Source organism: Chthonobacter albigriseus (genome assembly GCF_013839445.1).
GTDB lineage: Bacteria > Pseudomonadota > Alphaproteobacteria > Rhizobiales > Pleomorphomonadaceae > Chthonobacter > Chthonobacter albigriseus.
Genome location: NZ_JACDIT010000001.1, coordinates 1,618,884 through 1,636,771, shown reverse-complemented (window position 1 = coordinate 1,636,771; position 17,888 = coordinate 1,618,884). Strand labels below are relative to the sequence as shown.

At 68.8% G+C, this 17,888-nt stretch carries 18 protein-coding genes; 5 read left to right on the top strand and 13 right to left on the bottom strand.

Translation table 11 applies throughout. The features are described from left to right. The first annotated feature begins 37 nt into the window (after positions 1-37). On the top strand, positions 38-997 hold the full coding sequence (locus HZ321_RS07415; protein ID WP_194303997.1) for an ATP synthase subunit B family protein: 960 nt from the start codon (positions 38-40) through the stop codon (positions 995-997). A 41-nt stretch (positions 998-1,038) separates the two neighbouring features. On the opposite strand, the gene HZ321_RS07410 is transcribed toward HZ321_RS07415, so the two are convergent. The 12 genes from HZ321_RS07410 to HZ321_RS07355 all read right to left on the bottom strand — a co-directional run bounded on the left by HZ321_RS07410 (position 1,039) and on the right by HZ321_RS07355 (position 11,917). Then, the gene (locus HZ321_RS07410; RefSeq protein ID WP_181701538.1) at positions 1,039-2,232 is read right to left on the bottom strand and encodes a BatD family protein; all 1,194 of its coding nucleotides are present in this window, start codon (positions 2,230-2,232) and stop codon (positions 1,039-1,041) included. Further along, positions 2,226-2,840, bottom strand: a complete 615-nt coding sequence (locus HZ321_RS07405; protein ID WP_181701537.1) for a hypothetical protein — start codon at positions 2,838-2,840, stop codon at positions 2,226-2,228. The genes HZ321_RS07410 and HZ321_RS07405 overlap by 7 nt, the downstream gene beginning before the upstream one ends. Beyond that, positions 2,837-3,721 (bottom strand): VWA domain-containing protein, encoded by an 885-nt coding sequence (locus HZ321_RS07400; protein WP_181701536.1) that lies wholly within the window; start codon positions 3,719-3,721, stop codon positions 2,837-2,839. Before HZ321_RS07400 ends, HZ321_RS07405 begins: the two co-directional genes overlap by 4 nt. Beyond that, complete coding sequence (locus HZ321_RS07395) at positions 3,718-4,659, bottom strand: VWA domain-containing protein (protein ID WP_181701535.1); 942 nt, start codon at positions 4,657-4,659, stop codon at positions 3,718-3,720. The genes HZ321_RS07400 and HZ321_RS07395 overlap by 4 nt, the downstream gene beginning before the upstream one ends. Beyond that, positions 4,656-4,997: a hypothetical protein gene (locus HZ321_RS07390; RefSeq protein WP_181701534.1), complete on the bottom strand. Its 342-nt coding sequence runs from the start codon at positions 4,995-4,997 to the stop codon at positions 4,656-4,658. The genes HZ321_RS07395 and HZ321_RS07390 overlap by 4 nt, the downstream gene beginning before the upstream one ends. Continuing rightward, the gene (locus HZ321_RS07385) at positions 4,984-5,823 is read right to left on the bottom strand and encodes a DUF58 domain-containing protein (RefSeq protein WP_181701533.1); all 840 of its coding nucleotides are present in this window, start codon (positions 5,821-5,823) and stop codon (positions 4,984-4,986) included. The genes HZ321_RS07390 and HZ321_RS07385 overlap by 14 nt, the downstream gene beginning before the upstream one ends. Then, positions 5,817-6,767: an AAA family ATPase gene (locus HZ321_RS07380; RefSeq protein ID WP_181701532.1), complete on the bottom strand. Its 951-nt coding sequence runs from the start codon at positions 6,765-6,767 to the stop codon at positions 5,817-5,819. Before HZ321_RS07380 ends, HZ321_RS07385 begins: the two co-directional genes overlap by 7 nt. A gap of 98 nt (positions 6,768-6,865) precedes the next feature. Beyond that, complete coding sequence (locus HZ321_RS07375; protein WP_194303963.1) at positions 6,866-8,194, bottom strand: histidine kinase; 1,329 nt, start codon at positions 8,192-8,194, stop codon at positions 6,866-6,868. Continuing rightward, complete coding sequence (locus HZ321_RS07370; protein WP_181701531.1) at positions 8,191-8,826, bottom strand: response regulator; 636 nt, start codon at positions 8,824-8,826, stop codon at positions 8,191-8,193. The genes HZ321_RS07375 and HZ321_RS07370 overlap by 4 nt, the downstream gene beginning before the upstream one ends. A 107-nt stretch (positions 8,827-8,933) precedes the next feature. Further along, a complete protein-coding gene (locus tag HZ321_RS07365; protein WP_181701530.1) occupies positions 8,934-10,250 on the bottom strand; it encodes a TRAP transporter large permease in 1,317 nt (438 codons plus the stop codon). Further along, on the bottom strand, positions 10,243-10,833 hold the full coding sequence (locus HZ321_RS07360) for a TRAP transporter small permease subunit (RefSeq protein WP_181701529.1): 591 nt from the start codon (positions 10,831-10,833) through the stop codon (positions 10,243-10,245). The genes HZ321_RS07365 and HZ321_RS07360 overlap by 8 nt, the downstream gene beginning before the upstream one ends. 70 nt (positions 10,834-10,903) lie before the next feature. Continuing rightward, on the bottom strand, positions 10,904-11,917 hold the full coding sequence (locus tag HZ321_RS07355; RefSeq protein ID WP_206682732.1) for a TRAP transporter substrate-binding protein: 1,014 nt from the start codon (positions 11,915-11,917) through the stop codon (positions 10,904-10,906). Between the two features lie 348 nt (positions 11,918-12,265). On the opposite strand from HZ321_RS07355, the gene HZ321_RS07350 reads away from it, so the two are divergent. Further along, positions 12,266-12,736 (top strand): DUF4126 family protein, encoded by a 471-nt coding sequence (locus tag HZ321_RS07350; protein WP_181701528.1) that lies wholly within the window; start codon positions 12,266-12,268, stop codon positions 12,734-12,736. Next, positions 12,733-14,109, top strand: coding sequence for an FAD-containing oxidoreductase (locus HZ321_RS07345; protein WP_181701527.1), 1,377 nt, complete (start codon positions 12,733-12,735; stop codon positions 14,107-14,109). Before HZ321_RS07350 ends, HZ321_RS07345 begins: the two co-directional genes overlap by 4 nt. Positions 14,110-14,121: 12 nt before the next feature. On the opposite strand, the gene HZ321_RS07340 is transcribed toward HZ321_RS07345, so the two are convergent. Beyond that, on the bottom strand, positions 14,122-15,000 hold the full coding sequence (locus HZ321_RS07340; RefSeq protein ID WP_181701526.1) for a GntR family transcriptional regulator: 879 nt from the start codon (positions 14,998-15,000) through the stop codon (positions 14,122-14,124). Positions 15,001-15,244: 244 nt separating this feature from the next. Here HZ321_RS07340 and HZ321_RS07335 point away from each other — a divergent pair, with 244 nt between their 5' ends. Further along, on the top strand, positions 15,245-16,234 hold the full coding sequence (locus HZ321_RS07335; RefSeq protein WP_181701525.1) for an ABC transporter substrate-binding protein: 990 nt from the start codon (positions 15,245-15,247) through the stop codon (positions 16,232-16,234). Positions 16,235-16,367: 133 nt separating this feature from the next. Continuing rightward, positions 16,368-17,885, top strand: a complete 1,518-nt coding sequence (locus HZ321_RS07330) for a sugar ABC transporter ATP-binding protein (RefSeq protein ID WP_181701524.1) — start codon at positions 16,368-16,370, stop codon at positions 17,883-17,885. Positions 17,886-17,888: the final 3 nt, after the last annotated feature.

The window sequence follows — 17,888 nt, the reverse complement described above, 5'->3', positions numbered from 1 at the left end:
CACTGCACCTAGTCCAAATTCGTCGGGAGACGCTTCCATGACAGCCACGAACCACCCATCGACGCCAAGGACCCTAGGCGACGATGATGCTCCTCACATTTCACCGGTCACCCCGGCCGAGGATGCCCGCTCGATCATGCTCAACAAAGTTTCCTGGGGGGCCGTTCTCGCAGGCGTGGTCGTCAGCCTGGTCACGCATCTCATCCTGAACCTGTTCGGGATCGGGGTCGGGGCAGCCAGCATCGATCCGGTCGGCGGCGACAGCCCTGCCGTCAGCTCGTTCTCCATCGGCGCCGGCATCTGGTGGACGATCGCGGGGATCATCGCATCGCTGGCCGGCGGTTATACGGCAGGCCGACTCGCCGGAAAGCCGAAGGAATCCACAGCCGGCTGGCATGGCCTGACGTCGTGGGCCCTTACCACCCTCGTCATCTTCTACCTGCTGACCTCGACGCTCGGCGGAGTCCTTGGCGGCCTCTACGGAACCGTCTCGAACGCCCTCGGCAATGTCGCCCAGACGGCGGGCGGCGCGGCCCAAACGGCGGTCGAAGCGGCTGCTCCCGGGTTGACCGAAGCCGCAGACCCGTTCTCGGCCATCGAAGACCAGGTTCGCTCGGCAACCGGCGGACAGGATCCGGCGGCCATCCGGGACGCTGCGGTTTCGGCCGTCCGCGCGCTCGTGACCGGGGACGAAGCCCAAGCCGAGCAGGCCCGCGAAACTGCGGCGCAGACTCTGGCGCAGGCCCGTCAGATCCCGGTGGAGCAGGCCAGAACCGAAGTCCAGCAGTACGAGCAGCAGTATCGCCAGACCGTCGAGCAGGCGAAGCAGCAGGCCACCGAAGCGGCCGATACGGCTGCATCTGCGGTTTCCACCGCGGCCCTGTTCTCCGCGATCGCGCTGCTTCTCGGAGCGGTGGCCGGATGGTTCGGCGGGCGTTGGGGCACCGTCGATCCGACGGTGACGGTCGGCTATCTCCGGTCGCGCACCGGACGGTAACCGAAAGCCACTCGTCACGGACGCGCCAGCGACACCGATCGCTAGCGCGTCCGTGGCATTCCGTCTGCGGTCGCCCCGTGGTGACGGAGGATCTCACCCAGATCGGTGGCCGGGTCGAAGCCGATGGCTCCGGACGCGGGACCGAAGAGAGCCGCGTCGAGCTTTGAGGTTTCGCGGCCCGTCACCGGAAGGCCCAGATCTCTCCGGCGGCGCAGATACCGGTCGGCCGCTCGCCTCAGGGCCAGGAGGTCGCCGGTCTGGGCTGCTTGCCGCAGGGCGCGTCGGGTCGGGTCCAGCGGCCACAGACGGCGAACCGTTTTCAGAATCTCCGCCCCCCGGCTCGGGCTTCTGCCGATCAGCAAGGCGGAAAACCCTGCCAGCAGGCCGGCGACGAGGGCCAGGACGGCCATGCCGATCTGCCGGGGCGGCAGAGCGTCGGTCCCGCCGCGGTTCTCGCCGAAGCTGACGTAGCCGAAGGGTATGGCCGGGATCTGTGCAACCCGCATCGTGCGTGCGCCGGTGTCGAACCAGGGAATCTCCACCGCGGGCAGAACGCCCGGTTCGCCCGTCCGCGGGCGGAGGTGCCATTCCCAGACGACGGTGGTGAGAGGTCCCTCCGGTGTCGGCCTGATCTCGCGGATCTCCGGCGCGGTGAAGCTGATCAACCACGGCTCGCGCATGGAGGGGCGTGGCGGCAGTTGCTGCGGAAGTGCTCCGTCCACGCGCAAGGTCACCCGGCGGACCAGCGTCTCGCCGTCACCGAGTTCACCCGGGCGGGCGGAGAGGTCGTCCTCGACTATCAGGGCGCGGGCGGCGAGATGCGGCACTTCGGCAGGGAAGGGCGCGATCGCAAGCGTCACCGCCTCGGCGACGACGTCCAGCGACTCCCGGGCCGCGCTGCCCCCGGTCACGGTCAGGTGGTGGGTGACCGGCCCGATTGCCAGCGGCCCGGCCCGGCGCGGGAAGACGGCGAGGCGTCGCTGGAAGACCCGGACCGTGCGACCGTCGATCCGCTCCTCCGACCAGGCGTCCCGGGAAATCTGCATCCAGTCGTAGGCGTCCGACGAAGGGAACGTCAGTTTCTCCAGGGTGATCAGGCTGGTGTATTCGCCTCGCAGCGTGACCGGGATCATCTCGCCCGCTACGGGCGCTACGGCCGGCACGACAAGGCGCAACGTGTCCGCGCGGGCTCCGCCGGCGACGAGAATGAAGAGGAGGGCGAGGCGGATCACCATGGGTCACCCTCCAGGGGTCGGACGAGACCGAGGCCGGCCCGCCGTTCGTGCTCCTTCTCGAGCCGGAGACGCAGGAACTCGCCGGGATCGTCGGTGATGGTCTCCAGCCAGGCGTCGGTCGCCACGAAGCCTCTAGCCTCGATCGGCTTCTTCCATTCCGGATCCGGCGTGCTGGGCATGCCCTGCGCATTGGTGTCCGTGGAGACCGAGAGGCCGCCGAGACCTGCGATCCGACCCGGGACCACGCCTTCGCCTCGCGTCTTCTCAACCATTCCGTCGACGAGATCGCGGACGCGGCGCGCCTCGGCATCGCCCGGAGTTGCGAAGAGCACGGCGTCGAGGTAGGCGACCGACAGGGAATGTCGGCCCACGGCGGCCAGCGTCAGGGCGCGGTTGAAGGTCTGGCCGCGTCCGGCCCGCTCGAACGCAGCGTCGGCCGCCGCGAAGTCGCCGCTGCGATAGAGGGCCAGACCATGGGCGGCGGGATCATCGAGGATCATCGAAGCGCCGGGCAGGCCGAGGTGGAACGCCAGGCGACCCCAGGCGGCGGGGCCTCCGAGGGCGATGCAGGCGAGACCGGCAAGGGCGACAAGCATCGTCCTGTTCATGCTCGCCTCCGGAACAGGACGGCCAGCGGGACGAGGGCGAAACCCGCGACGAGCGGTCCGAGGTCCCTGAACCGCAGGGCGGCGACGGAAGGATCGCGGCCGAGCGCCCCCGGTCCGGAAAGCCGGTCGAGCACTGCGGCCGGATCGAGTGCCGTGGCGGCGGCGGTGGCATGCGCGGCGAGGCGGTCGGGACCGGCCGCTCCTTCCGCAGTGCTATCGACAGTGAGGACGAACAGGCGAGCGCCCCCGGCAACGAGGCGTTCCGCTTCGGCGACGAAGGCGTCGTCAAGACCACCCCCGTCCGAGATCAGGACGAGATCGGCGTCGCGGTTGCCCGCGAACATCTGGCGGGCCAACGCCAGGGCGGCGGCGGGCCGGCTTCCCTTGCCGGGCATCGTTTCCGGACCGAGAACGGCGATCAGACTCTCAAGCGTCGCCGGATCGGCGGTCGGGGCAGCGGCCTCGTAGGCTTCGCCGGAAAACAGGATCAGCCCCACGGGACGGCCACCTGCCGCCGACAGGACGTCGGCGGCGGCGGCCTGCGCATCGGCCAGCCCCGGGCCGCTCGCGACCGAGGGCGACATGTCGATGGCGACGAGGAGCGCGCCGGACTCGGCGAGGAGCGGCGCGTCGCTCCGCGGAACCGCAGGGCCGGCGAGCCCGACTGTGATCATCGCGGCGGCCGCCACCGGCGCGAAGCCGCCACGGCGCGTCTCTCCCTTGAGATGGCCGAGCGCCCGCATCGCCGCTAGCATGGCCGGCGGCATCACCGTTTCCCAGCCGCCCGCTGACGGCCCGCGCTGCCAGCGCCAGAGCGCCAGGGCGGCCACGACGGGAAGGACCAGCAGCCACCAGGGCCGCAACAGAACGAGGGTGCTCATGGAGCCCTCCGCACGGCGAGGATCAAGGCGAAGGCGAGGGCCGCGCCACCGGGCCACATCCAGAGGTCGCGCCAGACCTGCATCGGTGGGCGGCGCATCGGATTGGGCTCCAGCCGGTCCAGCGAGGCCGCCATCGCGTCGAGGTCGGCCATGGTGCGGACGCGGAAGCTCTCGCCGCCACCGGCTTCAGCCACGGCGCGCAGGGTTGCGGCGTCCACCGCATCGCGGGACATCGGCTGGTTCTCCAGGTCCTCCGGGCCGAGGGCGATGGTGTGCACCCGGATGCCGTGGCGCGCCGCGAGGCCGGCGGCATCGTTCGCGCGGACCTTGCCTGAGGTGTCGACGCCGTCCGACAGAAGGACGACGACCTTGGTGGTCGCATCGCTTTCGGTCAGGCGCTTGGCGGCCAGTCCCAGGCCGTCCGAGATCGCGGTCGAGCGGCCGGAGATGCCGATCTGGGCGGTCTCGATGGCGCCTGCCACGGCAGCGACGTCGAAGGTGGGGGGCTGGGCGACATAGGCCCGGTCGCCGAAGATGACCAGGCCGACGCGGTCGCCCTTGCGGGTCCTGACGAAGCGGGAGGCGACGCGTTTGACCGCGTCGAGGCGGGTCAGCGGCTTGCCGTCGAGGACGAAGTCTTCCTTGACCATGCTGCCGGAGAGGTCGAGCGCCAGGATGATCTCGCGGCCGGACGCGGTGACGAGGTCGGTGGTCACCGGCAAGCGCGGGCCGGCGAGCGACAGGACGAGAGCGATCCAGGCGCCGGCGGCCAACGTGGCGCCGACACGGCCGCCATGCGCTCCGGCTGGCAACGCCGCCGAGAAGGCGCTCTGCGAAACGACCAGGGCGGCGTCGGCGGCGGAGCGGGCCGTCAGGACGCGTCGCGCCAGCCATGGCAGCAGGAAGAGCAGCAGGGCCCAGGGAAATGCGAAGCTCATCGACGTCTCAGCCTCGCCGTCATCGCGGCATGCTCGATCTCCGCGTCGGTGACCGACGGCCAGGGGACGTAGGCGGACGGCCGCAATGGCTCCGGCATCTCGCCCAGCAGCTTCGCCACGGCCAGAACCCGTTCCTGCGGGGCAAGACCGCGGGTCGCACGAACCCGGGCGCGGCGGGACGGCGTGCGCTTGAGGAAGGGGGCGAGGATGGCAGCCAGGATGGCACCGAGGACCAACCCGACGCCGAACAGGGCGAGCAGATCGGCCGCGCCGAGCTCGATCAGCGACGGTGGCAATCGCCCCGCCGGAAGGGCCTGGATCAGCTCAGCCTGTGTCATCGGTGACGATCTCGAGCATGACGTTGAGGGTCCGCAGGTGCCGGGCGAGCGGCACGGGGTCGAAAGCGACCAGCCTCGCTACCCGGCCGAGCGGGCCGCAGCGGATCGGCACCGGCGCGGCAGGCGGCGCGATTTCGGCGGGGTCGAGCGGCAGCAGCAGCGTCACGCGACGCCGACGCGCGAGGCGGGCGAGCGCCGGCTCGTCGGCGGCGGCAATGCTGTCCGCCCCGGCCGCCAGGACCACCTCCGCGCCGGGCGGGGCAAGGCTCGCGGCACGGGTGAGCGCGGCGGCAAGATCCGGGGTCTCCCTTCGGGCCGAGAGCGCGCGGTCGTGCAGGCTCGCCAGCATCCAGGCGATCCGGTTCATGTGCGCGGCGCCTGCGCCGAGCGGCAGGCTGGACACGCCGACCGCGTCGATGCCCATGGCGGAGACGGATGCGCCACGGGCGACAGCCCGCCAGCCACGCTCGGCGACGGCGCGCGCGCCGCGCACCGAGCGCAGGGCGGTCCTGGTGCCCCACAGCATCGCGGGACGGAAGTCCGCGATCAGCAGCACCGTGTCGTCGCGGTCCTCGTGGAAGCTGCGGATGTGCGGCAGACCAGTGCGGGCCGTCGCGGCGGGGTCGATGCGGCGGGCGTCGTCGCCGTCCACGAAGGCCCTGATCTCGCGCAGGTCGATACCCGCTCCGGGCGGTTTGGCGGGCACCGCGCCGGGCCGCCGGGTCGCCGGGCGATGGCGACCCGTGGCAAGGCCGGTCTCCCGCAGTGCGATCAGTTCCGGCGCAGTCAGGCGGATGCCGGGCCGGTCCAGCGGCCCCGTCACCATGGCTCCACGGTCCGCAGGATGTCGGCGACGAGACTTCGGCCGGTCCGCCCTTCGGCGTTGGCCGCCCAGGTGGGGATCAGCCGATGCGCCAGCGCGTCGGGCGCGAGCGCGACGACGTCCTCGGGCAGGCCATAGTCGCGACCCTGCAGCCAGGCTCGAGCCTGGACGGCGGCGGCCAGGGCCAGTGTGCCGCGCGGCGAGATGGCGTGCTCCACCCATTCGGCGACCGCGCCGCCGGGTCGAGAGGCCATCACGAGGCGGACGATGAAGTCCTTGAGCGCCGGCGACAGGTGCACGCCGGCAGCCTCCAGCCGGGCACGGTGGATGGTGTCGACGGACATCGGCTCGGCTTCTGCCGTCGGCGGCGCGATCCGTTCTGCGGCAACCAGATCGAGGATCGCGCGCTCCTGATCGGCGAGCGGCAGGCCGAGCGAGATGTGCAGCAGAAAGCGGTCCATCTGGGCTTCGGGCAGCGGGAAGGTGCCTTCGTGCTCGATCGGATTCTGGGTCGCGACGACCATGAAGGGATCCGGCAGGCGGCGGGTCACGCCGGAGGAGGTCACCTGGCTTTCGGCCATGGCCTCCAAGAGCGCGGACTGCACCTTCGGCGGCGCGCGGTTGATCTCGTCGACGAGCACGAGGGAATGGAAGAGAGGGCCCGGCACGAAGTCGAAGGATCCCGTCTCCGGCCGGTACACCTGGGTGCCGGTGAGGTCGGAAGGCATCAGGTCCGGCGTGCACTGGATCCGCGCATGGCTCCCGGGGAGGTAGGCCGCCAGCCGCTTGACGGCGCGGGTCTTGGCGATGCCGGGCGGTCCTTCGATCAGGACGTGACCTCCGGCGAGGAGAGCGACCAGCAGGCGCTCGACCATCACCTCGTGACCGACGAGGCCGGCGGCGACCTCCGTGCCGAGGCGCGCGATCGGGTGTGCCATGTGATTCATGCGGACGACCTCCTGAGTGTCCGGAGCATGGCTCGCCGCGCCGGCCGACGCCAGAGACGGCATCCCGGAGCAGCCGGGAAGATCACCCGGGTCGCAATCTATTTCGGCAGCCTGGTGACGGCACGCATGCCGTTCTCGGCAGGCTCGAGGGAGAACTGGCCGCCAAGCGCGCCGACCCGCTCCTGGATTCCGAGGAGGCCGAAGCCGTCGCCGGCAGGCGAACCGGCCCGCGTGCCGCCGTCGTCGGTGACGGAGAGGAGGATGTCCTCCGTCACCTCCAGGACGAGCGTGACGGTGGCGGGCGATCCATGCCGGATTGCGTTGGTCAGGCATTCCTGCGCGATGCGATAAAGACTGAGGGCCAGTTCGTCGGAGACCGTATCGAGATCGCCCTTGAGGTCCATCACGAAGCGCACGGACGGCAACCGGTTGCGCCAGTCGGCGACGAGGCGATTCAGCGCCGGGCTGAGGCCGAGCTCGTCGAGATCCGGCGGCCGCAGGCGGGACAACTCCGCCCGGAGGCTATCCATCATCTGGCCGCTGATCTCGGCGATACGCTCGCCGTCACCGGCTGTGCGCTCTCCCGACTGGGAAATCGCCGCGGCGAGTGCGCGGGTCGCGGTCAGGCACTGGCCGAACTCGTCGTGGAGTTCACGGGCAAGCGCGCGGCGCTCGCTCTCCTGCACGGTGAACAGGCGGCGCGTCAGCTCCGTCCGTGCGTCACGGGCGTCCTGCAGGGCGGCCGCGGTTTCGTTCAGCGCCAGGCTGAGCCGGTCGAACTCGGCCACGTGCAGCCGCTGCTGGCGTCGGGAAAAGTCGCCGTGCTGGAGGCGCTCGATCCCCTGCAGAATGGTGCGGAACGGCGCGAGCAGGCGCGCGACCACCAGCCCGGTGAGGATCGCGCCGGCCACGGCCATGCCGATCGCCACGCGCATCAGGTCGCCGGCGCGTTCCCAGGCGCGGGCCGTTATCACCGCGGCATCCGCGAAGGCCGTCACCCGGCCGTCGGAGATGAAGCGCGTCCGCACCGGTACGGTGACAGGGTCGGGCACCAACCCGGTGGCCTGCGAGAGCCAGACGAACCAGTCCGGCACGGCCGTGTCGGAGACGACATAGGGGCCGCACCGGCGGTGGCTCGGCCGATCCTCGCCGCCGAACTCGACGCAGATCCCCGGTGCGATCAGCGTCCAAGCGGGGAATGCCTGCCAATCCCGGAAGACGGGCGTGGGTGCGACGCCGCCGAAGGCGAGGCCGATGAAGTCCGGGCGGGCATCGATCGCCACCGCGACCCGCTGCGCGGTCTGCTCGGCATCGCGCCGCGCCGCACGGGCGGTGTCCCACAGCACCCAGCCCGCCGCGAAGACGACCGTGGCCAACCCGGCCAGCAGCATCCGCAGAACGAGCTGAGGCAGGAGCCCGCGGATCATGGCGCCTCGGCCAGGCCGGCCCGCTGCGCCTTCAGCACGAGATCGGCGTCGCCCGAGGCGTTCAGCTTCGCCCGGATCTGGGACAGGTTGTTCTGGACGGTTTTCGACGACAGTCCGAGGCTGCGGGCGATGGAGCGGCCGTTCATGCCGCGGGCCAGCATCGTCAGGATCTCCCGCTCGCGGGGCGTGAGCGTCGCAACCTCGTCGCCGCTGAGCGAGGTGTGGGCGATCTCCTGCGCCATGTCGGACGACAGCACCCGCCGCCCGGCCATGACCGTGTCGATGGCGCGGACCAGTTCCTCCGGAGGGCTGCTCTTGGAGATGAAGCCGCGGGCGCCCGCGGCGATGGCGCGTTGGGCGAAGATCGCGCCCTGGTGCATGGAGACGACGATGGCGCGCGCCTGGGGATCGCGGGCGAGGATCGCCTCCAGGGCGGGCAGCCCTCCGGTGCCGGGCATCGACAGGTCCATCAGCACGATGTCGGGCGCGTGCTCCAGGAAAGCGGCGAGCGCCGCCCTGCCGTCGCCGGCTTCCGCCACGACCGCCATACCCGGTTGGCCGCCCAGCAGCCGTCGATAACCCTCGCGGACAATCGGATGATCATCGACGAGCAGAATGCGGATCAAGGACATCGCCCGACGATACAGCGACCGCGCGGCCGCACAATGAGCCAAAATGGCTCTCGGCCTGCAGATCCCGACACCGTCCGGGCACGAGCCGGAGCGCGCCGGCCCGCTGCTCAGCGGTACCAGAGAGCCAGCGACGGGAACATGATGACCAGCGCCAGGGCGACCAGCTGCAGACCGATGAACGGAACCAGCGAGCGGAAGATCGTCCCCAGCGAAATGTCGGGCGGGGCCACGCTCTTGAGGTAGAAGGCGGCCGGGCCGAAGGGCGGCGACAGAAATGATACCTGCATGTTGAGCGAGAACAGCACGCCGAACCAGATCGGGTCGTATCCGAGCGAGACGACGATCGGCACGAAGATAGGGATGGTCAGCAGCGCGATGCCCACCCAGTCCAGGAACATCCCCAGCACGCCCAGGATCAGCATCATCACCAGGATGATGACGATCGGGGTGTCCGAGACGCCGAGGAGCAGTTCCTTGATGAAGTCGATGCCGCCCATCAGGTTGTAGACGCCGATGAGGGCGGTGGCCCCGACGCCGATCCAGACGATCATGCCGCAGGTGCGGAGCGTCTGCAGCGCGGCGTCCATCATCATGCGGAACGAGAACTCGCCGCGCAGGATCGTCGACAGCACGACGCCGACGACGCCGATCGCGGACGCCTCGGTCACGGAGGCGATGCCGCCGTAGATCGACCCGAGAACGAAGACAACCACGAGAAGCGGGAGCACGAGCCCCTTGAGGAGCCGCAGCTTCTCGGCCCTGTCCACCTTCACGGTGCGGTCCGGGACGGGGACCTTGTGCGGGGCGATGAGGCCCAGAATCAGCACATAGGCGATGTAGAGCCCGGCGAGCAGCAGGCCGGGCACGAAGGAGGCCGTGAAAAGCTCGCCGATGGAGACGTTGGCGGACAGGCCGTAGATGATCAGCACGATGGAGGGCGGGATCATGGTGCCGAGCGCGCCGCCGGCGCAGACGATGCCGATGGCGAGCCGGCGGTCGTAGCCGAGGCGGAGCATCTGGGGCAAGGCGAGCAGGCCGAGCAGGACGATCTCGCCGCCGATGATGCCGGACATCGCAGCCAGCACCACCGCGACCAGAAGGGTCTGGACACCGACGCCGCCGCGGATCCGGCCGGCGAACAGCCGCATGGCATCGAACAGGTCGCGGGCGATACCCGAGCGGTCGAGCACCGACGCCATCAGCACGAACATCGGCACGGAGACGAAGACGTATTGCGTGAGGAATGAATAGATTCGCGTGGTGACAATGGGCACCGCCATGGGGCCGAACCAGCCGAGCGCGAAGATCAGCGCGACCAGGATGGTCACGAAGGCGAGCTGCATGCCGGTCACGAGGAGCAGCAGCAGCAATCCGAACATGGCGAGGCTGCCGCCGCCGATCCCAAGCGCCTGGAGGTCAAACATCGTCGAACCGCCCCTCTCCGGGGATGCCGTGGTGGGCGTCTATGAACGGGTCGCGACGGATGTGCCACACCGCCTGCAGGAGGAACTGCACGCACATGACGCAGAGGAGGACGAAAAGGGTGCCCTTGACGATGGCAGGCGTCGGCGGATTCCAGGCGCTGCCGCTCGTTTCGATCCGGAACTGGCCGCCGGGCATGTAGAACGCCTTCTGGGCGAGACTGAAGGCTGCCCATGCCATCAGACCGCAGGAGGCCGCACCGATGAGGCTGATGGCGATGTCGAGGATCCGCCGCGTTGCGGGCGACACCCATTCGTAGAGCAGGACGACCCTGATGTGCCGGTCCGTCGCCAGGCAGTAGGCGCCGCCGTAGGCAAAGCAGAGCGCCGTCAGGGCGATCGTCGTCTCGTGCACCCAGTTGGTGGGTGCGTTGAAGACGTAGCGCATCACGACTTCGTAGAAGCTGAAGACCGTGACGAGAAGGAATCCGGCGGCGAAGATCGGCGCGAGCGGCATCAGCGCTGCCGACAACGGATCCTGCGGTTCGTCGGCCGCCACGGGTCGCGGTTGGTCGTCGAGGGTCATCGTGGGGTCTTCTCCGGTGGTCCGGCCGGGCTGGAGGCCCGGCCGGTCGCTTCGGCGACGGGAGAACCGCTCAGAGGCGACCTTCCTGCTTCAGGTAGGCCGTCAGCTTGTCGAAAACCTTCTTGGCGTTCTCGGAGCGCTCGGAGAAGCTCTGCCACTGGTCCTGCGCGATCTGGCGGAACTTCTTCTTCTCCTCCTCAGACCAGCTGTGGATCGTGACATCGCCGCGCTCGCGGAGCTTCTGGGCCACCATCTCGTCGCGCTCGCGGATCCGCTTGGCGAGGTCGTCCGCATAGAAGGTGACCGACTCCGTCATGATCTGCTTCAGATCATCGGGCATGGAGTCCCACTTGGCCTTGTTCATCGAGACTTCGTTGAGCGGCAGCGAGTGGAACCCAGGCCAGATCGGATGCTTGGCGACATCGTGCAGGCCCATGGAGTCGTTGGTGGCGAGGGTGGTGGCGTCGGCGGCACTGATCACACCCTTGTCGAGCGAGGTGAAGACCTCCGACTGCGGCAGGTTGACGGGCGAGGCACCGGCAGCGGCAAAGGCCGACTGCACCATGCCTTCCGGCGCGCGCATCTTGACTCCCTTGAGATCGTCCACACCGTCGATCGGCACCTTGGAGGGGATTGCTTCCGCCGTCTGCGCGGCCGCGCCGATGAACTGCACGCCGTAAGGGTTCAGGATCTCGTTGTAGAGTTCCTTGCCGCCGCCGTCGTCGAAGAAGCCGCGCAGTTCCTCGGCCGTGGAATAGGCGCCCACCGGGTTGCCGATCAGCGCGAAGGCGGGGTCCTTTCCGGTGAAATAGGAGCTGTCGGTGATGTGTCCGTCGAGAATGCCGGCGCCGACGGCGTCCAGGGTCTCGTTGTATTCGACGATCGAGCCGACCGGCAGCATCTGGACGTTGATCCGCCCGCCGGAAACCTCGGAGAGGTGCTTGGCCCAGCCCTGCTGCACTTCGAAGGCGGCTGTGCCGGACGTGTCGCTGCTCTGGAACTTCAGATCATAGGTCTGCTGCGCGAAGGCTGCGGTGGACCCTAGTGCTGCGACGACGGCCGCGGCGAGGAGCCGTTTCATCATGTTCTTTCCTCCCGATTGCGGGCGGAGGTCGGATGGTCGAAGGCGCTCCAACCTCAATCCCGTTCTGCTGTGGGACAGCACCGGACGCCCAATCGACAGCCGTCCGCCACCAAGCCGATCAGCCCATACCGGGCATGCCTGGAGTGTGTTGTCCCAGTGAAACCAGTCCTGTTCTCCCGCCCGCCCAATCGCCTGATGGGGAGAAGGTTCCGTCCAAGGTCGACTGAAATCACGCCAGAGCGGAGACGTGACCGGCTCGCCGCACCGCCAGCTGCCGACGCGGTTCGGCTTGCGATCCATGCATTTTCAACCATAGTTGCGAGGGGGCTTCCAAACGGGCGAAACCAGATGGCATCGATCCTGTTGGCTGCGCTGGTGATCGGCATCAGCGCCGGGCTCCGCGCGTTCACACCCCTGGCAGCCGTCAGCTGGGCCGCGGCGCTCGGCTGGCTGGACCTCGGCGACAGCGCCCTGGCCTTTCTGGGCTTCCGCTGGACACCCTATGTGTTCACCGCACTGGCCCTGGTGGAGTATGTGACCGACCAGCTGCCGTCTACGCCGAGCCGCAAGGTGCCGATGCAGTTCGGGGCCAGGCTGGTCAGCGGTGCGGTTTCCGGCGCGGCGATCGGGATCTCCGGCGGTGTAATCGCCATCGGGCTGATCGCAGGCGTGGTCGGGGCAGTGATCGGCACGCTCGGGGGCGCCGAGGCCCGCAGACGGCTGGTTGCGGCCACCGGCGGGCGCGACCTGCCGATCGCTCTCCTGGAGGATGCGGTCGCCATCGTGCTGGCGCTTGCGGCGGTCGGAGGCTTCTCATGACGGAGCGCTTCGACGCCATCGTGATCGGCGCCGGCCAGGCCGGTCCCCCGCTCGCCGGGCGCTTGACCGACGCGGGCATGACCGTCGCGCTGATCGAGCGCCATCTTGTCGGAGGAACCTGCGTCAACGCGGGCTGCACGCCGACGAAGACGATGATCGCCAGCGCCAAGGCCGCCCACGTCGCCCGCCGGGCTGGCGATTTCGGCGTCGTCCTTCAAGGCGGCGTGACGGTGGACATGCGGGCGGTGAAGGCGCGCAAGGATGCCGTCAGCGGGACTTCGCGGGGCAACCTGGAAACGTGGATCGCGGGGATGGCGGGTTGCACGCTGATCCGCGGCCACGCCCGTTTCGTCGGGCCAAAGACCGTCGATGTGGACGGCACGGCGATCACGGCGGAGCGGATCTTCATCAACGTCGGCGGCCGGGCCGTCGTGCCGGACATGCCGGGGCTGGACCGGGTGCCGCATCTCACGAGCACGTCCATCCTCGACCTCGACGTCCTGCCCGGTCATCTGGTGGTGGTCGGCGGCAGCTATGTAGCGCTCGAGTTCGCGCAGATGTTCCGGCGCTTCGGTAGCGACGTGACGATCCTGGAACGTGGGTCGCGCCTGATCGCGCGGGAGGACGAGGAGATCTCGGACGCGGTGAAGGGCTTCCTGGAGGACGAGGGAATCCGGGTGGTCCTCGGGGCTGAGCCCCTCTCCTTCGAAAAGCGCGGCGCAGCTGTCGCGGTGACCGCCGGCGCCGGATCAGGGGCGCGCACGATCGAAGGCAGCCATGTCCTCGTGGCGGTCGGGCGGCGGCCCAACACCGACGACCTCGGGCTCGACGCGGCGGGTATCCGCAGCGACAGCCGTGGGTTCATCACGGTCGACGACCGCCTGGAGACCAACGTACCCGGTGTGTTCGCCCTCGGCGACTGCAACGGGCGAGGCGCCTTCACCCACACCAGCTACAACGATTTCGAGATCGTGGCGGCCAACCTGCTCGACGGTGGAAACCGGAAGGTCAGCGACCGCATCCCGGCCTACGCACTCTATACAGATCCCCCGCTCGGGCGGGTGGGGATGACGGAGACGGAGGCCCGCCGTGCGGGCCGTCGCATCCTGGTCGGCTCCCGGCCGATGACGCGGGTGAGCCGCGCTGTGGAGAAGGGCGAGACGGACGGGCTGATGAAGGTGGTGGTCGACGCCGAGACCCGGATGATCCTCGGTGGCGCCATTCTCGGGGTCGGCGGCGACGAGGCCATCCACGGGGTGCTCGACGTGATGAACGCCAAGGTGCCCTACACGACCCTGCAGCAAGCGGTGCCGATCCATCCGACCGTGTCGGAGCTCATCCCCACCATCCTCGGCGAGTTGAAGCCGGGCTGACCGTTGGGTCGGTCATACTGTCGAGGCGAGGAGGGTCGCGCGGGCGGACTCCAAGTGTGTTGCGCATGCATCCCGAACCCGCCGGACGTCGCCGCTGCGCAGGGCGGCGATGTAGGCGAGATGCTCGTGGATCGCCTGCTCGTTGCGCTCCCGCTCGTTCTGCTTGTTCCACTGGTAATGGTAGTGAAACACCATGGCGATCACGTCGTAGAAGTCGATGATGAAGCGGTTGCGTGACGCGGCATGGATCAGCCGGTGAAACCGCTCGTCCAGTTCGGAGAAGCCGGCGAAGTGCTGACCGATCGTGTCGAGGAGACCCCGGTGCTCGGCTTCCAGAAGATCGAGCCGCCCCCAAAGCGGATTGTCCTTCGGCAAGGCGGCGAAAGCGAGGGCCGAGCGCATCTCGAACATCTCGCGGACTTCGGCCAGTTCGTCTGCGAAGGCGCGGTTGAAGCCCTTCAGCACCCAGTGGCTGTTGGGCCGCTTTTCGATCAGGCCGAAGCGGCTGAAGCGGATCAGGAACTCGCGGACGCTGGAGGTGGCTACGCCGATCTCCCGGGCGAGCTCGAGTTCGTTGACATGGGTTCCGGCCTTGGCATCCGCTTCGAGGATGCGCTTCATGAAGGTGCGTTCGATGACATTGGAGAGCGGATCGGTCTCGGCCTCGGCGAAGTAGTCGTCGTCGGCCGGGGCGCGCAGGATCGAGCGGCGACGACCCTCGCTGACGACGATGCCCCGTTCGGCAAGCCGGGACAGCACGGCGCGCACGGTCGTCCGGCTGACGCCCAGCGTTCGGCCGAGTGCGGGCTCGGACGTCTCCAGCCCGCCGGCGCTGAGCAGGGCCAGGGTCCGGTTGTAGGCGTTCTTGAAGGTGGTGTTCTGCCTGGCCATTGCGTCCCCGGTGCCGTTTCCGCACGGCGGCGCCCGATACAAGGATAGCATTGACCAAATCTGTCTTGTATCGGTAAAGTACAAAAGTTCATGGGGGCGGTCCCGGTCGTGCCGGGCGCTGCGGAGGAGCAGCGCTTGCATCCCCCGGTGGAATGAACTAGCTTGCCGGGAGCTTGTCTTTTTAACGATAAAAGTCAACAAGCTGCAAGACGCCCCGAAGAGGGCTTTAGGGAGGAAAAACCGAATGAAATCCGTAAGCACCCTGTCGCGCCGCCTGTTCCTTGGCGTTGCCGCGCTGTCGCTCGCCTTCGCCGCTGCTCCGGTCGGACCGGCCGCAGCGCAGGACGTGACGATTCCCATCATCGTCAAGGACACGACCTCCTTCTACTGGCAGATCGTGCTCGCCGGCGCCCGCAAGGCCGGCAAGGACCTCGGCGTCAACGTGCCGGAACTCGGCGCCCAGTCGGAAGCCGACATCAACGGCCAGATCTCGATCCTTGAAAACGCGGTGTCGGGCAACCCGGCTGCCGTCGTGATCTCGCCGACCGAGTTCAAGGCGCTCGGCAAGCCGATCGACGAAGCGGCGAAGTCGGTGAAGATCATCGGCATCGACAGCGGCGCCGACAGCCAGGCCTTCACCTCGTTCCTCACCACGGACAACGTTCAGGGCGGTCGCGTCGCCGCCGACGGTCTCGCCGCTGCGATCACCGAGAAGTACGGCGCGGCCGAGGGCGAAGTGGCTCTGATCACGTCGCTGCCGGGCGTCGGCTCGCTCGATCAGCGTGCCCAGGGCTTCAAGGAGCAGCTGGCGGCCAAGTATCCGGGTCTGAAGCTCGTGGCCGACAAGGTGGCGGACGGCCAGGCGACCACCGGCCTCAACATCATGACCGACCTGATCACCGCCAACCCGAACCTGCGCGGCGTGTTCGCGTCCAACCTGATCATGGCGCAGGGCGCAGGCCAGGCGATCGCCGAGAACAATGCCCAGGACAACATCAAGCTGATCGGCTTCGACAGCGACGACAAGCTGGTCAAGTTCCTCACCGACGGCGTGATCGCCGGCCTGGTGGTTCAGGATCCGTACCGGATGGGCTACGACGGCATCAAGACCGCCCTCGCCGCCTCCAAGGGCGAAGCCGTCGAGAAGTTCGTCGACACGGGCGCCAACCTCGTGACCAAGGCGAACATGGGCGATGAGAAGATCAGCGCCCTGCTGAACCCGAAGCTCGACTGAGCCTTCCGCGACCAGGGCGGTCTCCTCCACTCCGACCGGTCGCCGCCGGGCGGGCCCCAAAGGCCCGGCCGGTCCGGCGTCGGGGAGCAGCGGTGACCGCCGCCCCCTGTCTTTCCGGCCACGGTAACGGCTCATGCTCGATCACCCCGATCCGAAGACGCAGCCGCCGCGCGGCGTGCCTATCCTGGAACTGCGCGGCCTGGAGAAGCGCTACGTCGGCACGCACGCGCTGAAGCCGGCCGATCTGGTCTTCCACGCAGGCGAGATCCACGCCATCGTCGGGGAGAACGGCGCGGGCAAGTCCACGCTGATCAAGCTCCTCACCGGCGTCATCCCGCGCACATCGGGCGAGGTGTTCTGGCAGGGCCAGCCGGTTGCCCTGGCATCTCCCACGGAGGCGATGGCGCTCGGGATCAACGCGGTCCACCAGGAGGTCGTGCTCTGCCGGCACCTGTCCGTGGCCGCCAACATGTTCCTCGGCGAGGAGAAGGTGCGCTACGGCCTGATGCAGCGTCGGCGCATGGAGGCCGACGCGCAGCAGATCCTGCACGACCTCGGCTTCGACCTGCCGGCCGACGTTCTGCTCGGCGACCTCACAATCGGCCAGCAGCAGCTCATCGCGGCGGCGCGCGCGGCGATCCGCGGTACCCGATTCCTCATTTTCGACGAGCCCACCGCCTATCTCACGCGGCGCGAGGCGGCGCAGCTGTTCGCCCTGATCCGCCGGCTGGAGAAGGACGGCGTCACCATCGTCTACATCAGCCACCGCATGGAGGAGGTGTTCGAACTGGCGACGCGCGTCTCGGTGCTGCGCGACGGCACGCTGGTCGGCACCCGCACCATCGGGCAGACGAACGAGACCGAGTTGATCGCCATGATGATCAACCGCTCGATCGAGCAGATCTACCACAAGGAACACTACACGCCGGGCCGCCCGATCCTGGAGACCACGGGGCTCAGCGGGGCCGGGTTCGAGGACATCTCGATCACGGTCCGCGAGGGCGAGATCGTGGGCCTCTACGGCCTGATCGGGGCCGGTCGCAGCGAGTTCGTCACCACGGTGTTCGGCCGCCACAAGCGGAGCGCCGGCACGATCAAGTGGGACGGCAAGCCGGTCGACATCCGTTCGGAGCGCGACGCCATCGACCTCGGCATCGCCCTTGCGCCGGAGAGCCGGCGCGACCAGGGCCTCTGCCTCAACCTGCCGGTCGGGCTCAATCTCAACCTGCCGATCTACGAGCGCCTCAGCAACGGCGGGCTGCTCTATGGCGGAGGCGAGGCGGAAGCGGCGGACCGGCAGATCGCAGGCCTCCGGATCAAGACCCCGACCCGCTCGGCGCTCGCGTCCAGCCTGTCGGGCGGCAACCAGCAGAAGATCGTGGTCGGCAAGTGGCTCAACCACGGCGCCAAGCTGTTCATCTTCGACGAGCCGACCGTGGGCGTCGACGTCGGCACCAAGGCCGAGATCTACCGGTTGTTCTCCGACCTGCTGCGGCAGGGCGCGGGGATCATCCTGATCTCGTCCTACCTGCCGGAAGCCTATGAGCTGTCCGACACGCTGCATGTGTTCCGGCGCGGCCGTCTGGTGTCGAGCCACGGCTACCACAGCGTTTCGCACGAAGAGATCCTGGCCCGGGCCATCGGCGTCTAAGGG